This is a genomic window from Chryseobacterium mulctrae, from assembly GCF_006175945.1.
GTDB lineage: Bacteria > Bacteroidota > Bacteroidia > Flavobacteriales > Weeksellaceae > Chryseobacterium > Chryseobacterium mulctrae.
The window spans coordinates 3,166,028-3,184,860 of record NZ_VAJL01000001.1 but is presented as its reverse complement, the minus strand read 5'-3'; the positions used below and the strand labels follow the sequence as shown (position 1 = coordinate 3,184,860).

Annotated in this window: 16 protein-coding genes; 6 read left to right on the top strand and 10 right to left on the bottom strand. The window is 34.5% G+C overall.

The window, feature by feature from the left end; genetic code table 11:
• Nucleotides 1–74 precede the first annotated feature (74 nt).
• From FDY99_RS14650 to FDY99_RS14635, 4 genes are all read left to right on the top strand, one after another.
• Nucleotides 75–839, top strand: a complete 765-nt coding sequence (locus FDY99_RS14650; RefSeq protein WP_139422497.1) for a 3'-5' exonuclease — start codon at nucleotides 75–77, stop codon at nucleotides 837–839.
• A gap of 61 nt (nucleotides 840–900) precedes the next feature.
• Nucleotides 901–1,299, top strand: a complete 399-nt coding sequence (locus FDY99_RS14645; RefSeq protein WP_139422495.1) for a putative signal transducing protein — start codon at nucleotides 901–903, stop codon at nucleotides 1,297–1,299.
• Nucleotides 1,300–1,559: 260 nt separating this feature from the next.
• On the top strand, nucleotides 1,560–2,165 hold the full coding sequence (locus FDY99_RS14640) for a fumarylacetoacetate hydrolase family protein (RefSeq protein WP_139422493.1): 606 nt from the start codon (nucleotides 1,560–1,562) through the stop codon (nucleotides 2,163–2,165).
• Nucleotides 2,166–2,233: 68 nt separating this feature from the next.
• Nucleotides 2,234–2,671: a universal stress protein gene (locus FDY99_RS14635; protein ID WP_074230028.1), complete on the top strand. Its 438-nt coding sequence runs from the start codon at nucleotides 2,234–2,236 to the stop codon at nucleotides 2,669–2,671.
• 68 nt (nucleotides 2,672–2,739) lie between these two features.
• Here FDY99_RS14635 and FDY99_RS14630 read toward each other — a convergent pair whose 3' ends face one another.
• Nucleotides 2,740–2,973 carry a DUF6341 family protein gene (locus FDY99_RS14630; RefSeq protein ID WP_079464418.1) on the bottom strand — a complete coding sequence of 78 codons (234 nt, stop codon included), beginning with the start codon at nucleotides 2,971–2,973 and terminating at the stop codon, nucleotides 2,740–2,742.
• 42 nt (nucleotides 2,974–3,015) lie between these two features.
• On the opposite strand from FDY99_RS14630, the gene FDY99_RS14625 reads away from it, so the two are divergent.
• A complete protein-coding gene (locus FDY99_RS14625) occupies nucleotides 3,016–3,921 on the top strand; it encodes a DUF6427 family protein (RefSeq protein ID WP_139422491.1) in 906 nt (301 codons plus the stop codon).
• Between the two features lie 10 nt (nucleotides 3,922–3,931).
• On the top strand, nucleotides 3,932–4,516 hold the full coding sequence (locus FDY99_RS14620; RefSeq protein ID WP_102980929.1) for a DUF3109 family protein: 585 nt from the start codon (nucleotides 3,932–3,934) through the stop codon (nucleotides 4,514–4,516).
• Nucleotides 4,517–4,730: 214 nt separating this feature from the next.
• On the opposite strand, the gene FDY99_RS14615 is transcribed toward FDY99_RS14620, so the two are convergent.
• From FDY99_RS14615 to FDY99_RS14575, 9 genes are all read right to left on the bottom strand, one after another.
• Entirely contained in the window at nucleotides 4,731–7,583 is a 2,853-nt protein-coding gene (locus FDY99_RS14615) for a M16 family metallopeptidase (RefSeq protein ID WP_139422489.1), read from the bottom strand.
• 152 nt (nucleotides 7,584–7,735) lie between these two features.
• Nucleotides 7,736–8,416: a hypothetical protein gene (locus tag FDY99_RS14610; RefSeq protein ID WP_139422487.1), complete on the bottom strand. Its 681-nt coding sequence runs from the start codon at nucleotides 8,414–8,416 to the stop codon at nucleotides 7,736–7,738.
• Between the two features lie 188 nt (nucleotides 8,417–8,604).
• Nucleotides 8,605–9,570 (bottom strand): T9SS type A sorting domain-containing protein, encoded by a 966-nt coding sequence (locus FDY99_RS14605; RefSeq protein ID WP_139422485.1) that lies wholly within the window; start codon nucleotides 9,568–9,570, stop codon nucleotides 8,605–8,607.
• A 162-nt stretch (nucleotides 9,571–9,732) separates the two neighbouring features.
• Nucleotides 9,733–11,067, bottom strand: coding sequence for a trigger factor (locus FDY99_RS14600; protein WP_139422483.1), 1,335 nt, complete (start codon nucleotides 11,065–11,067; stop codon nucleotides 9,733–9,735).
• A 140-nt stretch (nucleotides 11,068–11,207) separates the two neighbouring features.
• Nucleotides 11,208–11,768, bottom strand: coding sequence for a hypothetical protein (locus tag FDY99_RS14595; RefSeq protein WP_139422481.1), 561 nt, complete (start codon nucleotides 11,766–11,768; stop codon nucleotides 11,208–11,210).
• Between the two features lie 30 nt (nucleotides 11,769–11,798).
• Entirely contained in the window at nucleotides 11,799–14,183 is a 2,385-nt protein-coding gene (locus tag FDY99_RS14590) for a TonB-dependent receptor (RefSeq protein ID WP_139422479.1), read from the bottom strand.
• A 353-nt stretch (nucleotides 14,184–14,536) separates the two neighbouring features.
• Nucleotides 14,537–14,842 (bottom strand): hypothetical protein, encoded by a 306-nt coding sequence (locus FDY99_RS14585; RefSeq protein WP_228448803.1) that lies wholly within the window; start codon nucleotides 14,840–14,842, stop codon nucleotides 14,537–14,539.
• Between the two features lie 383 nt (nucleotides 14,843–15,225).
• On the bottom strand, nucleotides 15,226–17,157 hold the full coding sequence (locus FDY99_RS14580; RefSeq protein WP_139422477.1) for an ABC-F family ATP-binding cassette domain-containing protein: 1,932 nt from the start codon (nucleotides 17,155–17,157) through the stop codon (nucleotides 15,226–15,228).
• A gap of 242 nt (nucleotides 17,158–17,399) precedes the next feature.
• Nucleotides 17,400–18,797 carry a PI-PLC domain-containing protein gene (locus FDY99_RS14575; protein ID WP_139422475.1) on the bottom strand — a complete coding sequence of 466 codons (1,398 nt, stop codon included), beginning with the start codon at nucleotides 18,795–18,797 and terminating at the stop codon, nucleotides 17,400–17,402.
• Between the last annotated feature and the right edge of the window lie 36 nt (nucleotides 18,798–18,833).

Below are 18,833 nucleotides of genomic sequence, written 5' to 3'. Positions count from 1 at the left end.
AAGCTGGATGATAGAAGCTGGAAGTTTTATCCTGATTCTATTTTCAAATTAATACATTCTCAAAATTATAAAAAATGAACTTAAAACTGCATAAACCTCTTTGTGTATTTGATCTTGAAACAACAGGAACCAACGTTGGAAAAGACCGAATTGTTGAAATCTGTATTTTAAAAGTAAATCCCGATTCTTCAAGAGAAAGCAAAACATGGAGAGTAAATCCCGAAATGCCGATTCCTGTTTCGTCAAGTGAAATCCACGGAATTTATGATGAAGACATCAAAGACGCTCCAACTTTCAAAGAAATTGCTCCAAAAATTGTTGAGATGATTTCCGGATCTGATTTGGGAGGTTTTAATTCAAACCGTTTCGATGTTCCTTTGTTGGCTGAAGAATTACTTCGTGCAGAATTTGATTTTGATTTAAACAAATTCAAATTAGTCGATGCACAAACAATTTTCCATAAAAAAGAACCAAGAAATTTGGGTGCTGCTTACCAATTCTACTGTGGAAAAACTTTAGAAAATGCCCATTCTGCGGAAGCTGATGTATTGGCAACGTTCGAAGTTTTGGATGCACAAGTTGGAAAATACGACGATCTTCCTAATGAAGTTGCCGAGTTAAGTGAATTTTCTACTCAGAATAAATTTGCTGATTTAGCCGGAATGATTCATTACAATGCAAAAAATCAGGAAATTTTTGCTTTCGGAAAATACAAAGGTCAGGTTGTAAAAGAAGTTTTCCAGAAAGATCTGGGATATTTCGGATGGTTGCAAAACGCTGATTTCCCTTTGTACACCAAGAAAATTTTTACTAAAATTCAGCTTTCAAGTAAATTTTAAGTTTAATAATCTTTTAATTTTCTATAAAGTATGAAAATTGAGTTATAAAAATTAAAAAAGGATGAGCAACTTAGTTAAGTTTAAATTTTACGAAACTGCACTTGAAGCCAATCGTGACAAGCAGATTCTTGCCGAAAGCAACATCAACAGTTTCATTGCAAACGAACAGCTGATTCAGTCGGATTGGTTGCTTTCACAAGCTGTTGGCGGAATTCAGCTACAGGTTTTTGAAGATGATTTTGAAAACGCCGAAAAAATCTTAGCTGATTATAAAGAAAACGAAAAGTTTGCCCTTGAAGTAGAACATATGATTGAACATCCGAAGTTTGATTTTGTCTGCCCTAAATGTGGCTCAAATCACATCTACAAAGACGACAGATCAACAAGTTTCTTTGGAATTTCTTTGCTTTCGAGTGATAGATATGTGTGTTACTATTGTGAGAATGAGTTTACGCATTGAGAAGATGGAGGTTTGAAGCTGGGTGATGGAGGTTGACATGATTGAGAATATATTTGAAATCGCTACGTCGTTTCACTCCTCGTTTGGTTTTAAACACTACAATTTTATTAGCCCCGATTGCAGTGACATCCTTTTGTGCAGCGCAGCGGAACAAAAGATAAAGCGGAAAGCGGGAAAAAGCTTCTTAAAAAATACTACTAATAAATAACAATGAGTGATTCTGAGATTGTTTTTTCGCTCATCACAATGACAAATAAATTATGAAGATAATCTGCATAGGAAGAAATTACAGCGAACACGCAAAAGAACTGGGAAATGCTATTCCCGATCAACCTGTGATTTTTATGAAACCCGACACCGCGGTTTTAAAAGGAAACGATTTTTACATCCCCGAATTTTCAAATGATGTACATTATGAACTGGAAGTGGTGGTAAAAATCTCAAAAGGAGGAAAATACATCCAAAAAGAATCTGCTAACAAACATTATGAAGAGATTGGTTTGGGAATCGATTTTACTGCAAGAGATTTGCAAAGCGATCTGAAATCTAAAGGTCTTCCATGGGAACTGGCAAAAGGTTTTGATGGTTCTGCAGTGGTGAGCAGTTTCTTTAAAAAAGAAAATTATAATCTTGAATCTTTGAATTTTTCGCTTCTCAAAAATAAAGAGAAAGTACAAAACGGAAATTCAAAAGATATGATCTTCAGCATCGATGATATTATTGCTTTCGTTTCGCAGTATTTTACATTGAGAGTTGGTGATCTGATCTTCACAGGAACTCCGGAAGGTGTAGGAAAAGTATCTGAAAATGACGTTTTGGAAGCTTATCTCGAAGACGAAAAAATCTTGGATATAAGAATTATGTAACAATATCATTTGAGATTGGTCTGTTTTTTTCATATCTTTAAGAAGACTTAAATTACAAATTCGAACTTATGATTAATATTATTTTACCTGTAGATTTTGGAGAGAAAACAGATCAGCTTGTTGATGGCGCCGTAAAATTTGCCAAAGAAGTAAACGGAAAGATTTGCCTTATTCATGTTGCGCCAACAGATATTGGTTTTGCAATCGGAGATATGGGATACCAATATTTTCCGGAAGTGGAAGAAAATGAAATCAGAGAAGAATTGGTTCTTTTAAATAAAATTAACCAAAGAATTCTCGCTCAGGATGTAGATTGCGAACATATTCTGAAACAAGGTATCGCAAAAGATATTATTCTGGAATATTCTGATCTTAAAAATGCGAGTTACATTGTAATGGGTTCTCACGGAAGAAGCGGCATTTACGATGTGTTTGTAGGAAGTTTAACCAAAGGATTGACGAAAAGCTCGAAAATTCCAGTACTGGTTCTTCCAATTCATGAATAGTTTCAACTAAAAAAATAAAAAAGACCGATCAAAAATTTTGACCGGTCTTTTTCTATATAACCAATTAATTAACCTTCTTTTTTATAGATCGCAGGATCGTAGTAAGGATTCTTACCTTCTGTAGGAGAATAATATTCTTTGTCTTTGTCTCCACCAAGAGTTACCACCAAAACGTAGCACCAATACGTGAATAGTACGCAACATACTGCGAACAAAATCCAGTTTAAAACGTTTCCGAAAATATCGTAGAAACCAAATGCCCATTTGAATGCATCACTTAAGAATAGAAAGAAAGACGTCATTATTTTCCTTTTTTAAATTAACTTTGTACAAATTTATAAAAAATGTTTAGATTACTTTCAAAAGAAAGCAATATTTTTTCAATTCCTGTGTACATTGGTTTTCTGCTTTTAATAGTAATACTATTTAACATACTGAATTTCAATACTTACGAAGGGATTATTGCAGGAATTACTTTTGTAGGAATTGCATTGGGATATTTCTGTTTCAACGCAATAGATCTTAATTATCACACTCATTTGCCATTATTCCTCTACACATTTTTTATTTTCGGACTGTACGATGGCAATATCGACCTCGGAATTGCAGTTGCCATTCTTACCAATTCTTTTCTTTTGCTTCTTTTAACGAGTACCAATGAAGATGTAAGAAAGAAATCGTACGTTTTGGTAGGTTCTATTGTTGCGCTCAACTTTATATTTTTGCCAACAACATGGCCGATGATGATCTTTGTATTGATTCATTTGATAGTTACTTCCGAAAGAGTCGGTTTAAATATTTTCAGATTTCTGTTGGGAATTATCATGATTGGACTGAGTTATTTTTCAGTAATGTTTTTCTTTCAGTTCAATTCCTGGAATACCGATTACATTCCTTTCGGGAAAATGGAAATGATGACGGATTACACAGACTTATTTTCACTGATTCCAATTGCTTTACTGCTAATCTATGCAATATATGACCACTTTACCCATTACAATAAGAAAAGCCCTGTAAGTAGATATAAATATACTTTTTTACTTGTTTTTTCTTTAGCTCAGCTTATAAGCATCGTTCTTTATATGAATAAGAACTACGAATATTTATTACTTCTGGCTTTTCCATCAACGATTATTTTAAGCCGTATGATGAAATTCTTACCTAAATACTGGATGCAGGAAACAAGTGTTTGGTTAACCATTGTAAGTTTAATTGCTTTTAAAGCAGGAACTCACTTTAATTTATTTTAAAAAAAAGATTATGATTCAAATAGACGATAAATTAATTTCTGAAGATATTTTTTCTGAAGAATTTGTTTGTAACCTTACCAAATGTAAAGGTGCATGTTGTGTAGAAGGTGATGTAGGCGCTCCTTTAGATAAAGACGAGCTTGTGATTTTAGATAATATTTATGATAAAATAAAGCCTTATCTTACAGAAGCCGGAATTAAAGCACTCGACGAGCAAGGAACATGGACAACCGATCCTACAGACGGAATGTATGTGACTCCGATGATTGAAGATGCAGAATGTGCTTATGTAACTTTTGATGAAAGAGGCGTTACAAAATGTGGCATCGAAAAAGCTTACGAAGATGGGGCTGTAGATTGGCAGAAACCGATTTCTTGTCACCTCTACCCGATCAGAGTTACCGACTATTCTACATTCTCAGCTTTAAATTATCATGAGTGGAGTGTTTGCAGCGACGCCTGTACTTTAGGAAAAGAACTTCAGGTTCCAGTTTATAAATTTCTTAAAACTCCGCTTACCAGAAAATATGGTGAAGATTTTTATGCTACACTAAGCGATGTTGCTGAAGAGTGGAAGAAAGAGTATGGGAAATAGTTGATAGTTGATAGTTGATAGTTGATAGTTGAAAAATAAATGATTTTGTTATCATTATTCTTTTTATCAGTGCATTGAAAGTCCCGAAGGGACGACTTAATAAAGAATAGGATGAAATCCTATTAGTTAAAAAAACATCACAGATTCCTCAAAAAAAACAAACCACCGCAGAAAAATTTCTGCGGTGGTTTTCATTATATGTAATCTACTAAGATTATTTTACTGCAGTAGCTTTTACTGTTGCAGCAGCTTCTTTTTTAGGTGCATTTTCCCAACCGTCTTCAGGCATTAAAGTAGCAATAACTCTGTTCTTTGTAAGATATTTCTTAGCAACATCTTGCAAATCTTTTACAGTCAATGCTTTTACTTTTTCCTGATAATTTAAGATTTCATACTTATTGCTTCCGTCTAATTGATTTTTAGAAATAGCATTCATCCAATAATTATTGTCTTTGATGTCTGTTTTATAATCATTCATCTCCCCTTCTTTATACTTATCAAGATCTTTTTGTTCAGGACCTTTATCGATCAGTTTTTGAAGCTCTGTAATTGCACTTTTCGTCAATTTATCTGCATTTTCAGGTCCACAAGGGAAACTTAAGCTGAAGCTATAGCTGCTGTAAGGAACTTTTCCCATATAACCTCTAGCTCCACCACCGTAAATTCCGCTTTCGTCTTCTCTTAGTTTTTCAATAACTTTGATGGTTGCCACTTCACCTAAAGCTGAAAGTGCTAAAGCTTCTTTCTCGTTATAAGGAGCTTCACCCGAATAAACAATCTGTACCATACTCTTCGGATCTTTACCTTTTTTGTACACTTTGGTATGATCTCCAGTGATTCCTCTATATCCTGTATCTTTAAAATTTGTAGTTTTTCCTGTAGTTGGTAAACTTGCGATATATTGTAAAACTTCATTTTTAAATTTAGCCTCATCAATATTTCCTACAAAATAGAAATGGAAGTTTCCTGCATTGGCAAATTTCTCTTTGTAAACATCGTATGCCTTTTTGTAATCTGTCGCCGCCCAATCTTTTTCTAATGGAAGAATTCCGATGAATCTCGGGTTTTTCTGATTAGTAAACTTAGCATGCTCACTTGCGAAATAAGTCTGAGGATTAGACAAAATGTTATCCAGCATTGCAGACTGTTTTACTTTGTAAGCATTGAATGCTTCCGGGCTGTAATTTAAACCTGTAAAATAAGCATAAACAAGCTCCATTGCAGTGCCAAGATCTTTTTGGTTGGTTCTACCCATTATTCCTTCTAAAGTGCTGCTGATGTAAGGATTTACATTCACTTGTTTTCCTGCCAAATAATTGGTAAGATCTGCTTTAGAAGCACCGTTTACCCCAGCTTCAGTTAAAGCTTGATAGGCAAACTGAGTTTTATTGAAATCTGCATCATTCAATAATGAATTTCCGCCTAAACTTCTTGCTGAGAAAACAATCTCATCATCTTTAAAGTCGGTTTTTTTGAAGGTTACTTTTGCACCGTTGCTTAGCGTCCATGTTGTGGTGCCTAATTTTGCATCGGTTTCAGTTTTAGCAATTTTACCTTCAGATTTGAATGGTTTCACTAAGTTTTTAAGGGTAGCTTTTTCTTCGTAAGGTTTAAGATCAGCCATTTTTACATCGTCAAAAGTTTTTAAAACCAAAGCTTCTGTAGGCATCGTTACATTGTCTTTTTTAGGACCTGTAATTACGATCACCCTGCTGTCTTCTTTCACCATTTTTTTGATCACCTCATTGGTTTGTGCCAACGTTACAGATGGTAAGAAGCCTTTTACATCTTCATATTCCCAAGCAATTCCCGGCATTGGTTCCTGCTCAAGGAAGTTTCTTACATATTCGTCTACCAACATATCGCTTTCTGTTTTGTCGCGGTTGTTGTAAGATCTTTCCATATTAGACATTATCTGAGATTTTGCTCTGTCTAGCTCACTTTGTGTGAAACCAAATCTTTTAGCTCTTTCAGTTTCTTCTAAAAGTACTTTCAAAGCGCTTATCTGATTTCCTTCTTTCACCATGGCATACCCTTGGAAAGCTTCCTTCGTTCTCGCATAAGTTCCGCCGTGATAAACAGATCCGAAAGTGAATGGAGGATTATTAGAATTCACCAATTCTCTTAATCTGTTGTTCAGCATTTGCGTTGCAAGGTTTTCGATCAGGCTTTGGTTGTATTGTTCAACGGTAACATCCGGTGTATAAGAATCTGCATCCTTCATAATAAACTGAACCATAGAATTAGTCGCATCCGGATCAGTTTCTATCGCTACTAAAGTTTCTTTATGATTCGGAAGATCAAAAGTTTTTCTTTCTCTTGGCTTAGAAGGATTCTTGTATTTGCTGAAGTTATTTTTAATCTTCTTTTCTACCTCATCTACATTAATGTCTCCTACAACTACCAATGCCATCAGATCTGGTCTGTACCAGTCTTTGTGAAACTGTCTGATGACATCCGGTTTAAAATTCTGAAGCACTTCTTTGGTACCGATAGGTAATCTGTTGGCGTACTGAGATTTGTATAATAATTTAGGTAAATATTTATCAGACATTCTTTTGTCTGCTCCTAAACCTAATCTTAATTCTTCTAAAACAACTCCCCTTTCTTTATTGATCTGCTCATCAGTCAATGTTGCATTAAAAGCCCAGTCTTCCATTACCTTCAATCCTGAATCCAGATTTCCAGGTTTATCTAAAGGAACGGGAAGCATATAAACGGTTTCGTCAAAGCTTGTGTATGCATTAAGGTGCTGACCAAATTTCACTCCTATCGACTGTAGAAAGTCTACCAATTTGTTGTCTGGGAAATTTTTGGTTCCGTTGAAGTTCATATGCTCCATAAAGTGGGCAAGACCTCTTTGGTTTTCGTCTTCAAGGATAGATCCTGCGTTGATTGCCAGCCTGAAATCTACTTTCTTTTCCGGCAATGTGTTCTTTTTGATATAGTATTTCATTCCGTTAGGAAGAGTACCAGTCCTTACAGAAGGATCCATCGGGATATTCTGTGCAAAAGCCATAGATGACATTAGAATAACCGCAGCTATGGACGATAGAGTTTTTTTCATATAGTTTGATTTATTTTTTTATCTGAGCTAAAATTAAAGATTAATCCCAGCCCGAAGAAATTTAATCCCAGATTATTTAGTTAAACTTGCGTTAAAGTTTTAAAAACAAAAAAACCGGCAAAAGCCGGTTTAAAATATATAATCAGTAACAACTACTTAAAATCTGCATCAGAAACACCAGAATTAACGGTAACTTTTGTTGTTTTAATAACTACTTTCTGCCCGCTACCTTCAGCGTCGATATCTCCCGGAAATTTGATTCCGTCTACAGTAAGGTAAGATTTTATTACTGCATCACCCATTTCTGTGTTTGATTTATATAAAAGCCCCGTAACCACATCAAAGTAAAATTTACCTTTATCTGAAGTCAGTACATTATAATCCTTACCATCCAGCTTTTCTACAGTCACTCCGCTGAAATTAGCAGCATCATATCCTAAAGCATCGATGGTTTTTCCCTTTTTCAGCTCCGAAACTGTCGTTGCAGGTAAGTCTGTTTTGGTCCCCATCTGGTTTACGTATCCTTTCTCGCCATCAAACATCTGGGTAACTTCCTGTCCCATTACCGACTGTACAGATCTGAATTTGTTGCCCATTTTTTTGGTATTCATGGTAATTTCCATTCCCTGAAGAGACATTGTGTTTTCTGTAATTGTTGTTTTTACAGCCTCCAGTTTACTTTTTCCACCCAATGCATTCAGGTAGCTATCGATAACCAACTGAGGAGAAAGTTGAGATTTTACTACTGGTGCAGTAATAGTCGTTTTTGTCTGCGCATTTACAGTAGTGGTAAACAATGCTGCACAGAAAAACGGAATGATGATCTTTTTCATATTGAAATATTTATTGTTTTAAAAGCTTGTGAAACCTATTATTTCTTTCGGTTTCATTGTTAAATTAGGAGTGGTAAAGATAATCATATTATAGGATATACATTAAACCTCCGAAACACCTTTAATATTTCGGAAAAAATTCTTTTGAGAAATGAAACCAGCAATTATTGCAAGAGCCAACCTTACTTTTAATCTTTAATAAATTTTGTAGAGGTTGAGTTTCCGTCTTTATGGATTAGTTGTAAAATATAATTTCCCTTTGACAGCGATGACACCTTAAGTTGCGATAGCTTTGAGCTGTTTTTCTGTGAAAAAACTCTACGGCCTACAAGATCGAATACATGAAATTCATCAATTTCTTCAGGAGATTTTACATAAAGAATATCTTTTACAGGGTTGGGATAAACTGACGCACCATTATCAATCGTCACAGATTTTACACCCAGGCTTTCGACCGCATTTATTTTGATATAAGAAAAATTAGCCACTGTGATGCCAGTATTCAGCTCCCAACATGCAGACAAGTAGGTTCCATAAGCTGTGGAATTGGTATAAATAGCCTTTGAAGGAACCGAAGTAGAACTATTACTCCCTGTATGGCGTATTTCTATAACAAGATTTCCGCCCGTATAAAGATAAGGCGTATCGAATACGAAGGTATAAGCGTAAGGATTGCTGCTGTTTCCGCCAGGAACAGAGCCTGCAGGGATCGTAAGGCTGCCCGATTTCACCATAGTCTGATTCCCGGTAATATTGGTTGCAAAGTTCATTTGCATATTGGGAGGAGCCACTCCTTTGCTGAGATAAATCTCATAGCTGCCGAATGTAGTATCAGAAATCGGCCAAGAATTCGTATGAGAATCCTGAAGCCTGAACGAAATCGAGCTAATGTATTTGTTGGTCATTAAAGAAATTGGAGCATGAGCAATAAGCATCTGAAATCTTCTTGGAACATTTGAATATGGTCCCAGAAAAGCCCCATCTTCACCACTAAGACCGGGCAAAGTGATAAAACTGCCCTGCGCTTTAACGTTTGAAGACAACATTAATAAGAACAACAATGCATAGAAACTCAGGTTTCTGCTTCTTTTTCCGTTAAAAATAACAAATGAATCTGAGAACGGATAACTAATAAGGAGTAGACCTTTTTTCATATGTATATTTTTTGTGATTCTAAAGATACAGTTTATTAATAAAATCAAAACTAAGGTTTTACAGTGTGCAAAAATAGAAAACCTTAGCAATTATAATCAATTGGCATAAACTGAAAAACCTCCAATTTCTTGGAGGTTTTCAAATATTTATATCAAAATAAATTATTTTTTAAGTTCTTCTAAAAACTCGTCGTGAGAGATTTCAGTTTCCTTTTTTGTTGCTTTTTCAAGAATAACGTCTTTCAATTTAGCCATTGCTACTTCAGAAGAAATTTGTCTTACCTGCTCTTGGTCTTTCAACATTTCAGCAGCATATTTTTGAATTTCTTCGTCACCTAAGTGGTGAATTCCGTAGATTGCCAATTGATTTTTCACTAATTGTTCAGCCTGAGCCAAAACATCAGCATAATCTAATTGAATATCGTTATCAGACATCAATTTACCTTCGATAATCTGATATTTCAATTGAGTTTTCTCAGCTTCAAGAATTGCTTGCGCCTGCTCTTCAGACTGGATGTTCTGGTTAGAGAAGATCAACCACTTAGTCAAGAAAGACTCAGGAAGTTTTACTTCTTCTTTTTCAGAAACCTGCTCCAACACTTTGTTTACAAAGTGTACGTCTGCATTCTGCTGGAAGTACTCGTCTAATTCAGCTTTTACTTTTTCTTTAAGCTCTTCTTCAGTTTTGATGTTTCCTTCACCATAAACTTTATCAAATAATTCCTGATTAAGTTCTGCCAAGTTTAAGCTATAGAAATCTTTTACTTTAACTTCAACTTCAGCGTGGTGTAAATGCTCAACTTCTTCTTTAGAGAAACCTAATTCTTTAGCCAAATCTTCGTCAGCAGCAAGAGTTTCTTTAGAAACTTTTACAGACTCATTCATCTTCAAACCTTTAAGCAATTTGAAAGCTGCTTTGTTTTCAGCGGTAATGGTAGCGATTTTTGGTGCGTGATTGTGCTCTCCTTCTGCATCTTCTTCTACAACCTGAGTAATCTCGAAGTTGATATAAGAATCTTTAGTGATCTTATCTTGAGGAACCTGCTCAGCAAAGCGCTTCTGCATATTTTCGATGCTCTTGTTGATTTCTTTTTCAGAAGCCGAAACTTTGTAGTGAGGAGCTTCATATTTAGCCAAGTCAATAGTAAACTCAGGCTCGTAACCTACTTCGAAAGCTACTTCCAACTTCTCTGCATTATGATTGAAATCATTTACAGGCTGTGGAACCGGCTGACCAACTAATCTTAGTTTGTTTTCGTTGATATAGTTATTTAAAGCATCAGAAACTTGTTTGTTGATTTCTTCGAATGCAATCCCTGCTTCATATTGCTTTCTAACCATACTCAAAGGCACTTTTCCTTTTCTGAAACCAGGAACCTGTGCGTTTTTAGCATAATTAATCAATTGCTTTTCTACTTTTTCTTTGTAGTCAGATTTCTCCAATGTTACTGTAAGCAATGCACTTACATCATCATGGTTTTTTGCGGTAACCTTCATTATTGATTAAAATTTTAGGTTGCAAAAATATGAATTTTTTATTAAAACAAGACATTCCTTTTGTTATAATACGTTAAAATAAAAAGACATTACCGAAATAATGTCTTTTTATAATATTAAAAATTTGTCTGAGCTAACTTTTAGTGTGCGTCAACGGTAATATCTACATCAGTTTCACCACCTGTAGTCTGACCTAACTGATTGGTTGCTGAAGGATAATTTTGATTAACTGTTGCAGGACCGTGAATCAATTTGATGTTCATCTTTCCTGTCGGTTGCGTAGAATTAATTTTCCATTCAGTTCTTAAACCTAATTTTTGTCCGTCTGTTCTTACAATATCATTCGCTGCTCTCAAGACTGTAATATCTGCGTTTGCAGGAGCATATGTAATAAAATGATGATCTTTTTCTTCCTCAATTTCATCAGATGAATGATAATGATCATCGTGCTTAATTTGGAAATCAAGTTCAGTTAAATAAGTACTTCCTACGGTTAGATGTAAATGCCCCACTGCTTCACCAGAGATAACACTAACCGTTTGTACGTCTGCAGCATCAGCTTTATTAGTCAATTTTAAAACCACTTTTCCAATTTCGTCATGCTCATGAACATCTTCTGGAATTGTATCATCATCTGACCTACATGAAAATACTAAAAGTGCTGCAAAAAGGACTAGTGTAATATTGATAAATTTTTTCATTTTAATTTTAAATTTTAAGTTGTAAATAAATTAGAAATTGTATTTAAGAGTCACGACGAAGTTCCTTCCGGGTTCGTACATATAATATCTGAGTCTGTTCAGATATTCGCGATACTCTACATTAAATACGTTATTAATTCTGAAATTTAAATTCAGATTTTTAAATAAGTCTGCTCCCACAGAAGCATTAAATAAGGTAAACGCAGCAGGTGTAGAACTAAAATCAACGACTTCATTTCTTTCCACTCCGTCTTTAATAAAAGTTACCGGTAAATTTCTTATCGGAAAACGATTTTGCTTAAATGTATTTCCGTTTTCTAAAGTAACATAGAAATTCTTAGGTTTATTCAGATTCAGCTCAATAGAATTTCTCAGTTTTGCAGGCATCATCAAAATCAGTGGTTCATTATTCGAAAGATCGTCACCTCTTAAAATACTGAATCCTGATTTCCATTTTAAATTATCTAAAATTGACAATTCTGCATCGGCATCAACTCCGTAAATTCTCGCTTTAATCTGCTGATAAGACCAAACCGGAAAAACCCCTCGGTTGGTATTTAAAACACTCGTTGGAATTTGGTTCACAAAATTATCAGACATCATCAGATAAGGATTGGCTTCGATGTGAAGACCTTTCAATACATCAAAATGACCCGCCAATGAAAGATTAATATTATAAACTGTTTCTTTTTGAATGTTTAAATTCCCTTCTTCCATCACCGCTGCTGAATGATGTAAACCATCTGAAAATAGTTCTGCAGCATTCGGACTTCGATCTGCTCTGGATACATTCAGCTTAAACTCAAGATTCTGAATCGGCTTATAATCTAAACCTACATTCGCCGAAAAATTATGATAATCTAAAATTGGTCTGGTTAAAGTTCTGCTTCCTGATTCACTCACAAAAAACTGTGGAAAAACATCTGCATAATTCGCATTCCATTTATCAGAATCATAATATTTGTAAGCATCATATCTGCTGAAATCATATCTTGCCGCAGCTTCAATATTAATTTTTGAATTAAAACGGTATTTAAAAACAGAAAAAGCTCCGCCATCATACCTGTAATAATCCGGAATCAAACGTCTTGCTTTGGTTGCAGGATCAGGAAAATTATCCTGAAAAGCAGCAGAAATTCCGCTTTCTAAACTCCAGTTTGTACGCTCAATTAAATGAACCAAACTTGCAGAATTGGTGATTAATCGTAAATCCATTGAAGGCAATTCGCTCAGTTCTCCCCTTCTGATATCATATTCCTGTCTTCTGTTTAACTGAAAACTGTATTGAAAAGTCAGCTTACCAAAATCTGCAAAACGTTTGTAAGCGGAAAGTTTTGCAATATGATGCTCTACTTTCTGTTTCGGATTGTCGATATTGTGTGTAAACTGATCAAGATAGAAAGGCTGCCCAAAATTTACCGCATTATAAAAATCTTCGGGACTCGACAAATGTGCACCTCTGTAAATCCCAAATTCTTGGTTAATTCCGCTATAAGAAACATCAAAACCCTGCAAAAAAGAATGTTTCCCAAATGAGAAATTAAAAGAATTAAATTCCATCCCTGTATTTTGCAATGTATGATGCGGAACATACTGATCGCCAGTTTTTCTGTAACTTCCTCCGGTTTTTACAAACCATTGGTTTTCCCAAGATTTAGCAACATTAGCAGCAATTTCACCTCCTCTTCCACTTGAAATTCCTGAAAGTTTCAGGCTTCCCATAATGGTATCTTTTTTCGGTAAAATAGCCGGTTCCAAAACGACAACTCCGCCTACTCCTTCATTTCCGTACTTTAAAGCAGATGCACCTTTGATGACATCAATGTGTTCAAAATCATTGACATCGATATTTGGAGCGTGCTCAACTCCCCATTCCTGTTCCGCCATTTTCACACCGTTATTCAGGATAGAAATTCGGCTTCCATATAACCCACGTATTACAGGTTTTGTAATATTATTACCGGTTTTCAACGCGGTAACACCAGAGATTTTCGATAATAAATTCCCCAGATTTTCTGTAGAATTTCTTTCGATTTCCGTTTTATTAAGCGTTCTCATAATCACAGAACCTTTTGTTTTGTGACTTCCGTGAATGGTCACGGTTTCTATATCACCGATATGATGTTCCAGCGTGATTGCTAAATGCAAATTTCTGTCGACTCCCACATTTTCAGTATAATCGTCGCACAGAGCATGTTTAGCAATGAGCTGATAATTTCCTGCAGGAATATTTTTAAATGAAAACTCACCTTTTTTATTGGTATTGGCTGTAAAATCTCCAATTTTCACCACCGCATTTTCAAGCATGGTTTTATCGTGAAAATCCTGAACAGTTCCTTCTACCGTGTAAGTTTTCTGTGCGTTTGTAATTGCAAATCCACAAAGGATAAGCAGAACACTATATATCAATTTCATTGTAAAATAGATTGATTGAGTGTTTTTTTAAGCTGATTTTTTAAATAATGAATTGCTTAAAAAAACACATTCGTTAAAATTTTGAATTGGATTTTTTTTGTTTGAAACTATGAATCTTTATGATCAATTTTGAACCATTAAGATTTTATTTAAGCAGTTTAGAATAATTAAGTTCAGCTTCGCATTTTAAGAGATACCTAAAAAATTTATATGATTTTTCTTAATAAAACTTAACTCCTCAACTTACCTTAAAGGTTAAAAAAACGGCTAGTTTAATAAAATACATCATGCATTTAAAAATTATTCAAATCTTGAAAAATTTAAAGCAAAAAAATCCGAAAAGAATCTATTGATTATGAAATTGCGGGAGGTCCCCGAAGTTGAAAAGAAAATTTAGTTTGTGACCAGATTTTTTCCTGTACAGCAAAAACCTGCTCTACCTCATGAGTATGTTTGATCAAAGTGAAACTAAATTCATCTGGTAATAAAGTATTTCCTGTTGCTAAGAAGTGACAAGCCAAACAATCGCCAGCTTTTTCTTTTGCGTCGGTTTTTGAAATAGCGTTTTCTGTTTTTTTAAGATTAAAATGCTTAAAATCTCCAGACTCGTGACTGTGAAAGCTTGAAGAAAAGAGCGCAAAAAAGTAAATCCCAAGCATCAGCTTTGAGATAAAACTCTTTAATTGTCTACTTTCCTTAAAAACCATTGGGCAAAATTATAAAAAATAAATGAAAGGCTTTTCAATAAAGATTAGAAATAACAATTATTTATTGTTGATACTTTTGCCTTGAAGCAAAAGTATCCAAAAATTCAAGACTGGAATCATCCGCTAAAAATTAAAATTGAATCCTAAAATTCCCAAAACTCGTGCGGATTGAAGATAAAATTGATTAACATATATATTGCCGCACTCAAACAATGGGAATTTCTTAACGGCTTCAATTGTAATTTTCTTAACGCTCCTACTTCCTAAGTCGTTCTTCTATCACAAAAAAAAGATGAACTTTTCAGTCCATCTTTTTAATATTTATTTAAAAAAAATTAGTCTAATTGCGTTCCCAAATGTTCCCATTCCTGTAATGCAAGATCGAGTTCCTCTTTGGTTTTATTATATTTTTCTAAAGTTTCTTCAGAAGGATTTTCTTTAGTAAACGTAGCTTCAAAAGTTTCGATGGCTGTTTCCAGTTCAGAAATTTTTTCTTCTACTTTCTTTAATTTATTCTGAATACTTTTCTGTTCTTTACTGATAATGGTTGATTGTTGTTGGTTATTAGTTGCTGGCTTTTCTTCAACTTTTTTTACTTCAACTTTAGGTTCATCACCATGAAGCTTTGCTTTTTCTGCAGAAATTTCTCTGATTGATTCTTTCTGTCTGAATTCAAGATATTCATTGATATCACCTAAGAATTCTTTCATTTTACCATCACGGAATTCGTAGATTTTATCACAAAGACCTTGTAAAAATTCTCTATCGTGAGAAATTACGATTAATGTACCTTCAAACTTCTGTAAAGCCAATTTGATAATCTCTTTAGACTGAATATCTAAGTGATTGGTAGGCTCATCCATAATCAACGTGTTGAAAGGACGAAGAAGCAATTTACAAAGCGCCAAACGGTTTCTTTCACCTCCGGAAAGAACCTTTGTTTTTTTGTTTACCGCTTCACCCTGGAAAAGGAAAGATCCTAACAAATCTCTTACTCTAGGTCTTGTTTCTTCGGTTGCTGAATCTTCAGCTTCTTCCTGAACGGTTTTATTAGGCGTTAAAACCTCTTCCTGATTTTGGGCAAAATAACCGATGTTTACATTATGTCCTAAATTCCAGCTTCCTGAATAATCTTTTATGTCTCCTGCAAGAATTTTCGCCAATGTCGTTTTTCCCTGTCCGTTTTGTCCAAGAAGGGCAATTCTGTCACCTCTTTGAACGATGAAGTCTACATCATCGAAAATCTGTTTTTCACCGTAAGATTTCCCAAGATTTTCAGCTTCGAAAATAACTTTTCCGGGAACTTGTGACTGTACGAAACGGATATTGAATTTAGAAACGTCTTCGTTATCAACTTCAATACGCTCTATTTTATCTAATTTTTTGATCAAAGACTGCGCAAAAGATGCCTTAGTCGCACTTGCACGGAATTTGTTGATGTTATCTTCCATCTGCTTGATTTCCGCATCCTGATTCTTTTTAGCCTGAATCAGTTTTTCACGGCGGTCTTCACGCATGATCAAATATTTAGAATAATTGGCTTTATAATCGTCCACTTTTCTATTATTTACATCAAAAGTACGATTACAAACTGCTGTCATAAACTGTTTATCGTGACTTACCAAAACAATTCCTCCCGGATAATCTTTCAAGAAATTTTCCAGCCAGATAATCGATTCCATATCCAAGTGATTGGTAGGCTCATCGAGAAGCATCAAATCGTTTTTCTGAAGAAGCAATTTTGCCAATTCAATTCTCATTCTCCAACCTCCGGAAAACTCGTCAGTTATTTTTTGAAAATCATCTGCTTTAAAACCTAAACCGAATAAAACTTTTTCGATATCGCCTTCCAAATTATAGGCATCATGGTGCATCAAAAGGTCATTCAGATCGGTCATTCTGTTGATCAGATCTGTATAAGAATCGCTTTCGTAATCGGTTCTTACCGTCAATTGATGATTAATTTCTTCCAATTCTTCTTTCCAAGCATTAATTTGCTCAAAAGCCTGCATGGTTTCATTCCAAACTGTTCTTCCTTTTACAAAATCAAGATCTTGTTTTAAAAAACCGATGGTAATATTTCCTTCAGGAACTACGTTTCCTTCATAGAAAGTAATTTCTCCGGAAAGCATTTTCAGAAGCGTAGATTTCCCCGCTCCGTTTTTACCAACCAAACCAATTTTATCATCCTTTTTGATGGTGAAATTTACGTTTTGAAATAAATAATTACCTGAATGATGTAATCCTAAACCCTGAACCGAAAGCATTTGAAATGAATATTAAAGTGAATAATGAATGTGAATCTTTTTCGGGTGCAAAAATACAGAAAAGAAATGAATGACAGTAAAATAAAAAAGAGCCGTCTTTGTGAGACGACCCTATCCTAAATTTTAACAAGAATATTTACCGTCCTAGCTTTGCTTCGGCAGGCATCATATTTTCTTTTAATAATTGTTCACATTCTATATTTTGCGCTACAATTATTTTATTTACAATGTATTTTACATTTTTAAAAATTAAATTCTACAATGCTTTGAGAAATGTTGTTGGTCAGAAAATCGATGTAAATAATATTGGGCAAAGCATGTCTTTTTACTACAAATTCATCCTTTAAAACTGCAGGTAATTTTCCGTTGGCTTCTTTAGCCATGTTTTCTATAGAATCAAAAAAGTCGGTAAATCCTTGTGGAGTTAATGTCCATGACAACAGGAATAAACTGTTTTTACTTTCATTATTTTTAGAAAATTCGTCCCATTTAGCCAGTTGATTACTCTTCATTTTATCATAATTATTGGTATCTGAATATTGGTCAAAAACTTCCAGATTATAACTTCCATCACCAAAATCACGATATCTACATTTTCCCTGATCTGGATTGATAAAATCATCATAATCAAACACAACAATCATTTTACCTCTTAAGTCGCCCAATTTCACCTGAGTAATATTAATTTCAGGATTATTAGATTTATATAAAATATCGGTGTAATTATTGATTACGTCATTTATTTTAGGGATAATTTCGCTTGGCTTATGATCTTTATAATCCCGGATATGAGAAATTTTCAGAATTGCGATTTCAGACGGAGAATTTTTGAGAAAATTTCTTACATCATTCAAAATATCAATAAAATATTCGCCGCTACAGCCATTGCCATCGGTTCTGTGAAATGTTACAAGTTTATCTTTGTCGAAATCTATTCTTACATCAAAATATCTTGAGCCGTTTTCGAGTTGCTTACCGATTGAGTCATATTGGGTTTTCACCAGGTGATTTGCAAAATTCAAAGGAGCGCAGTTTCTAAGTTCAGACATTCCTGCATCGTGACTTCCGGGAATGGTAATCTGCTTCAACGTTTTTTCAGAAGAAATACTTTCCATCCATCTATTCAGCATTATTCCGAACGAAAAACTGATTTCATTTACAGGATTTCCACCTCTTAGAAAAATAAACTCATTCAAAGAACCCTTATTGCTTTTTACGACCGTATTTACTTTATTTCCGCCAATATTATGACAAGCTGTACCGCCAAACCACCAGTTGTTGCTTCCTGCACTGTGACCTTGAGCTAAAACGATATTATTAAAAGTAAAAATTTTATTGTTCTGAAACTCTAAAACCAAAGTTCCCAACATTGCGAAATTCAAATCATCAGGATTGTGATTGAATATGGTATTGTTTTTATTGACCTGTCTTGAAAACCATTCTGCAACTTTTTTCGAACCTTTTCTACCGATAGAAAAATTAAACTTTCCATCGCTTCCGCAATACGAAGAAAATCCTTGACGAATATGATGATCGGGATCTTGCCCATCTGTAACTGAGAAGTCTTTTACAGTAAAACTTCCTTTTACCAAGCTACCTGTACCAGAAGTAAAGACAACTTCATTATTTCTGTATTCCATGATTACTATTTGTTTTTTGGTTGTTTTGAAAAATAT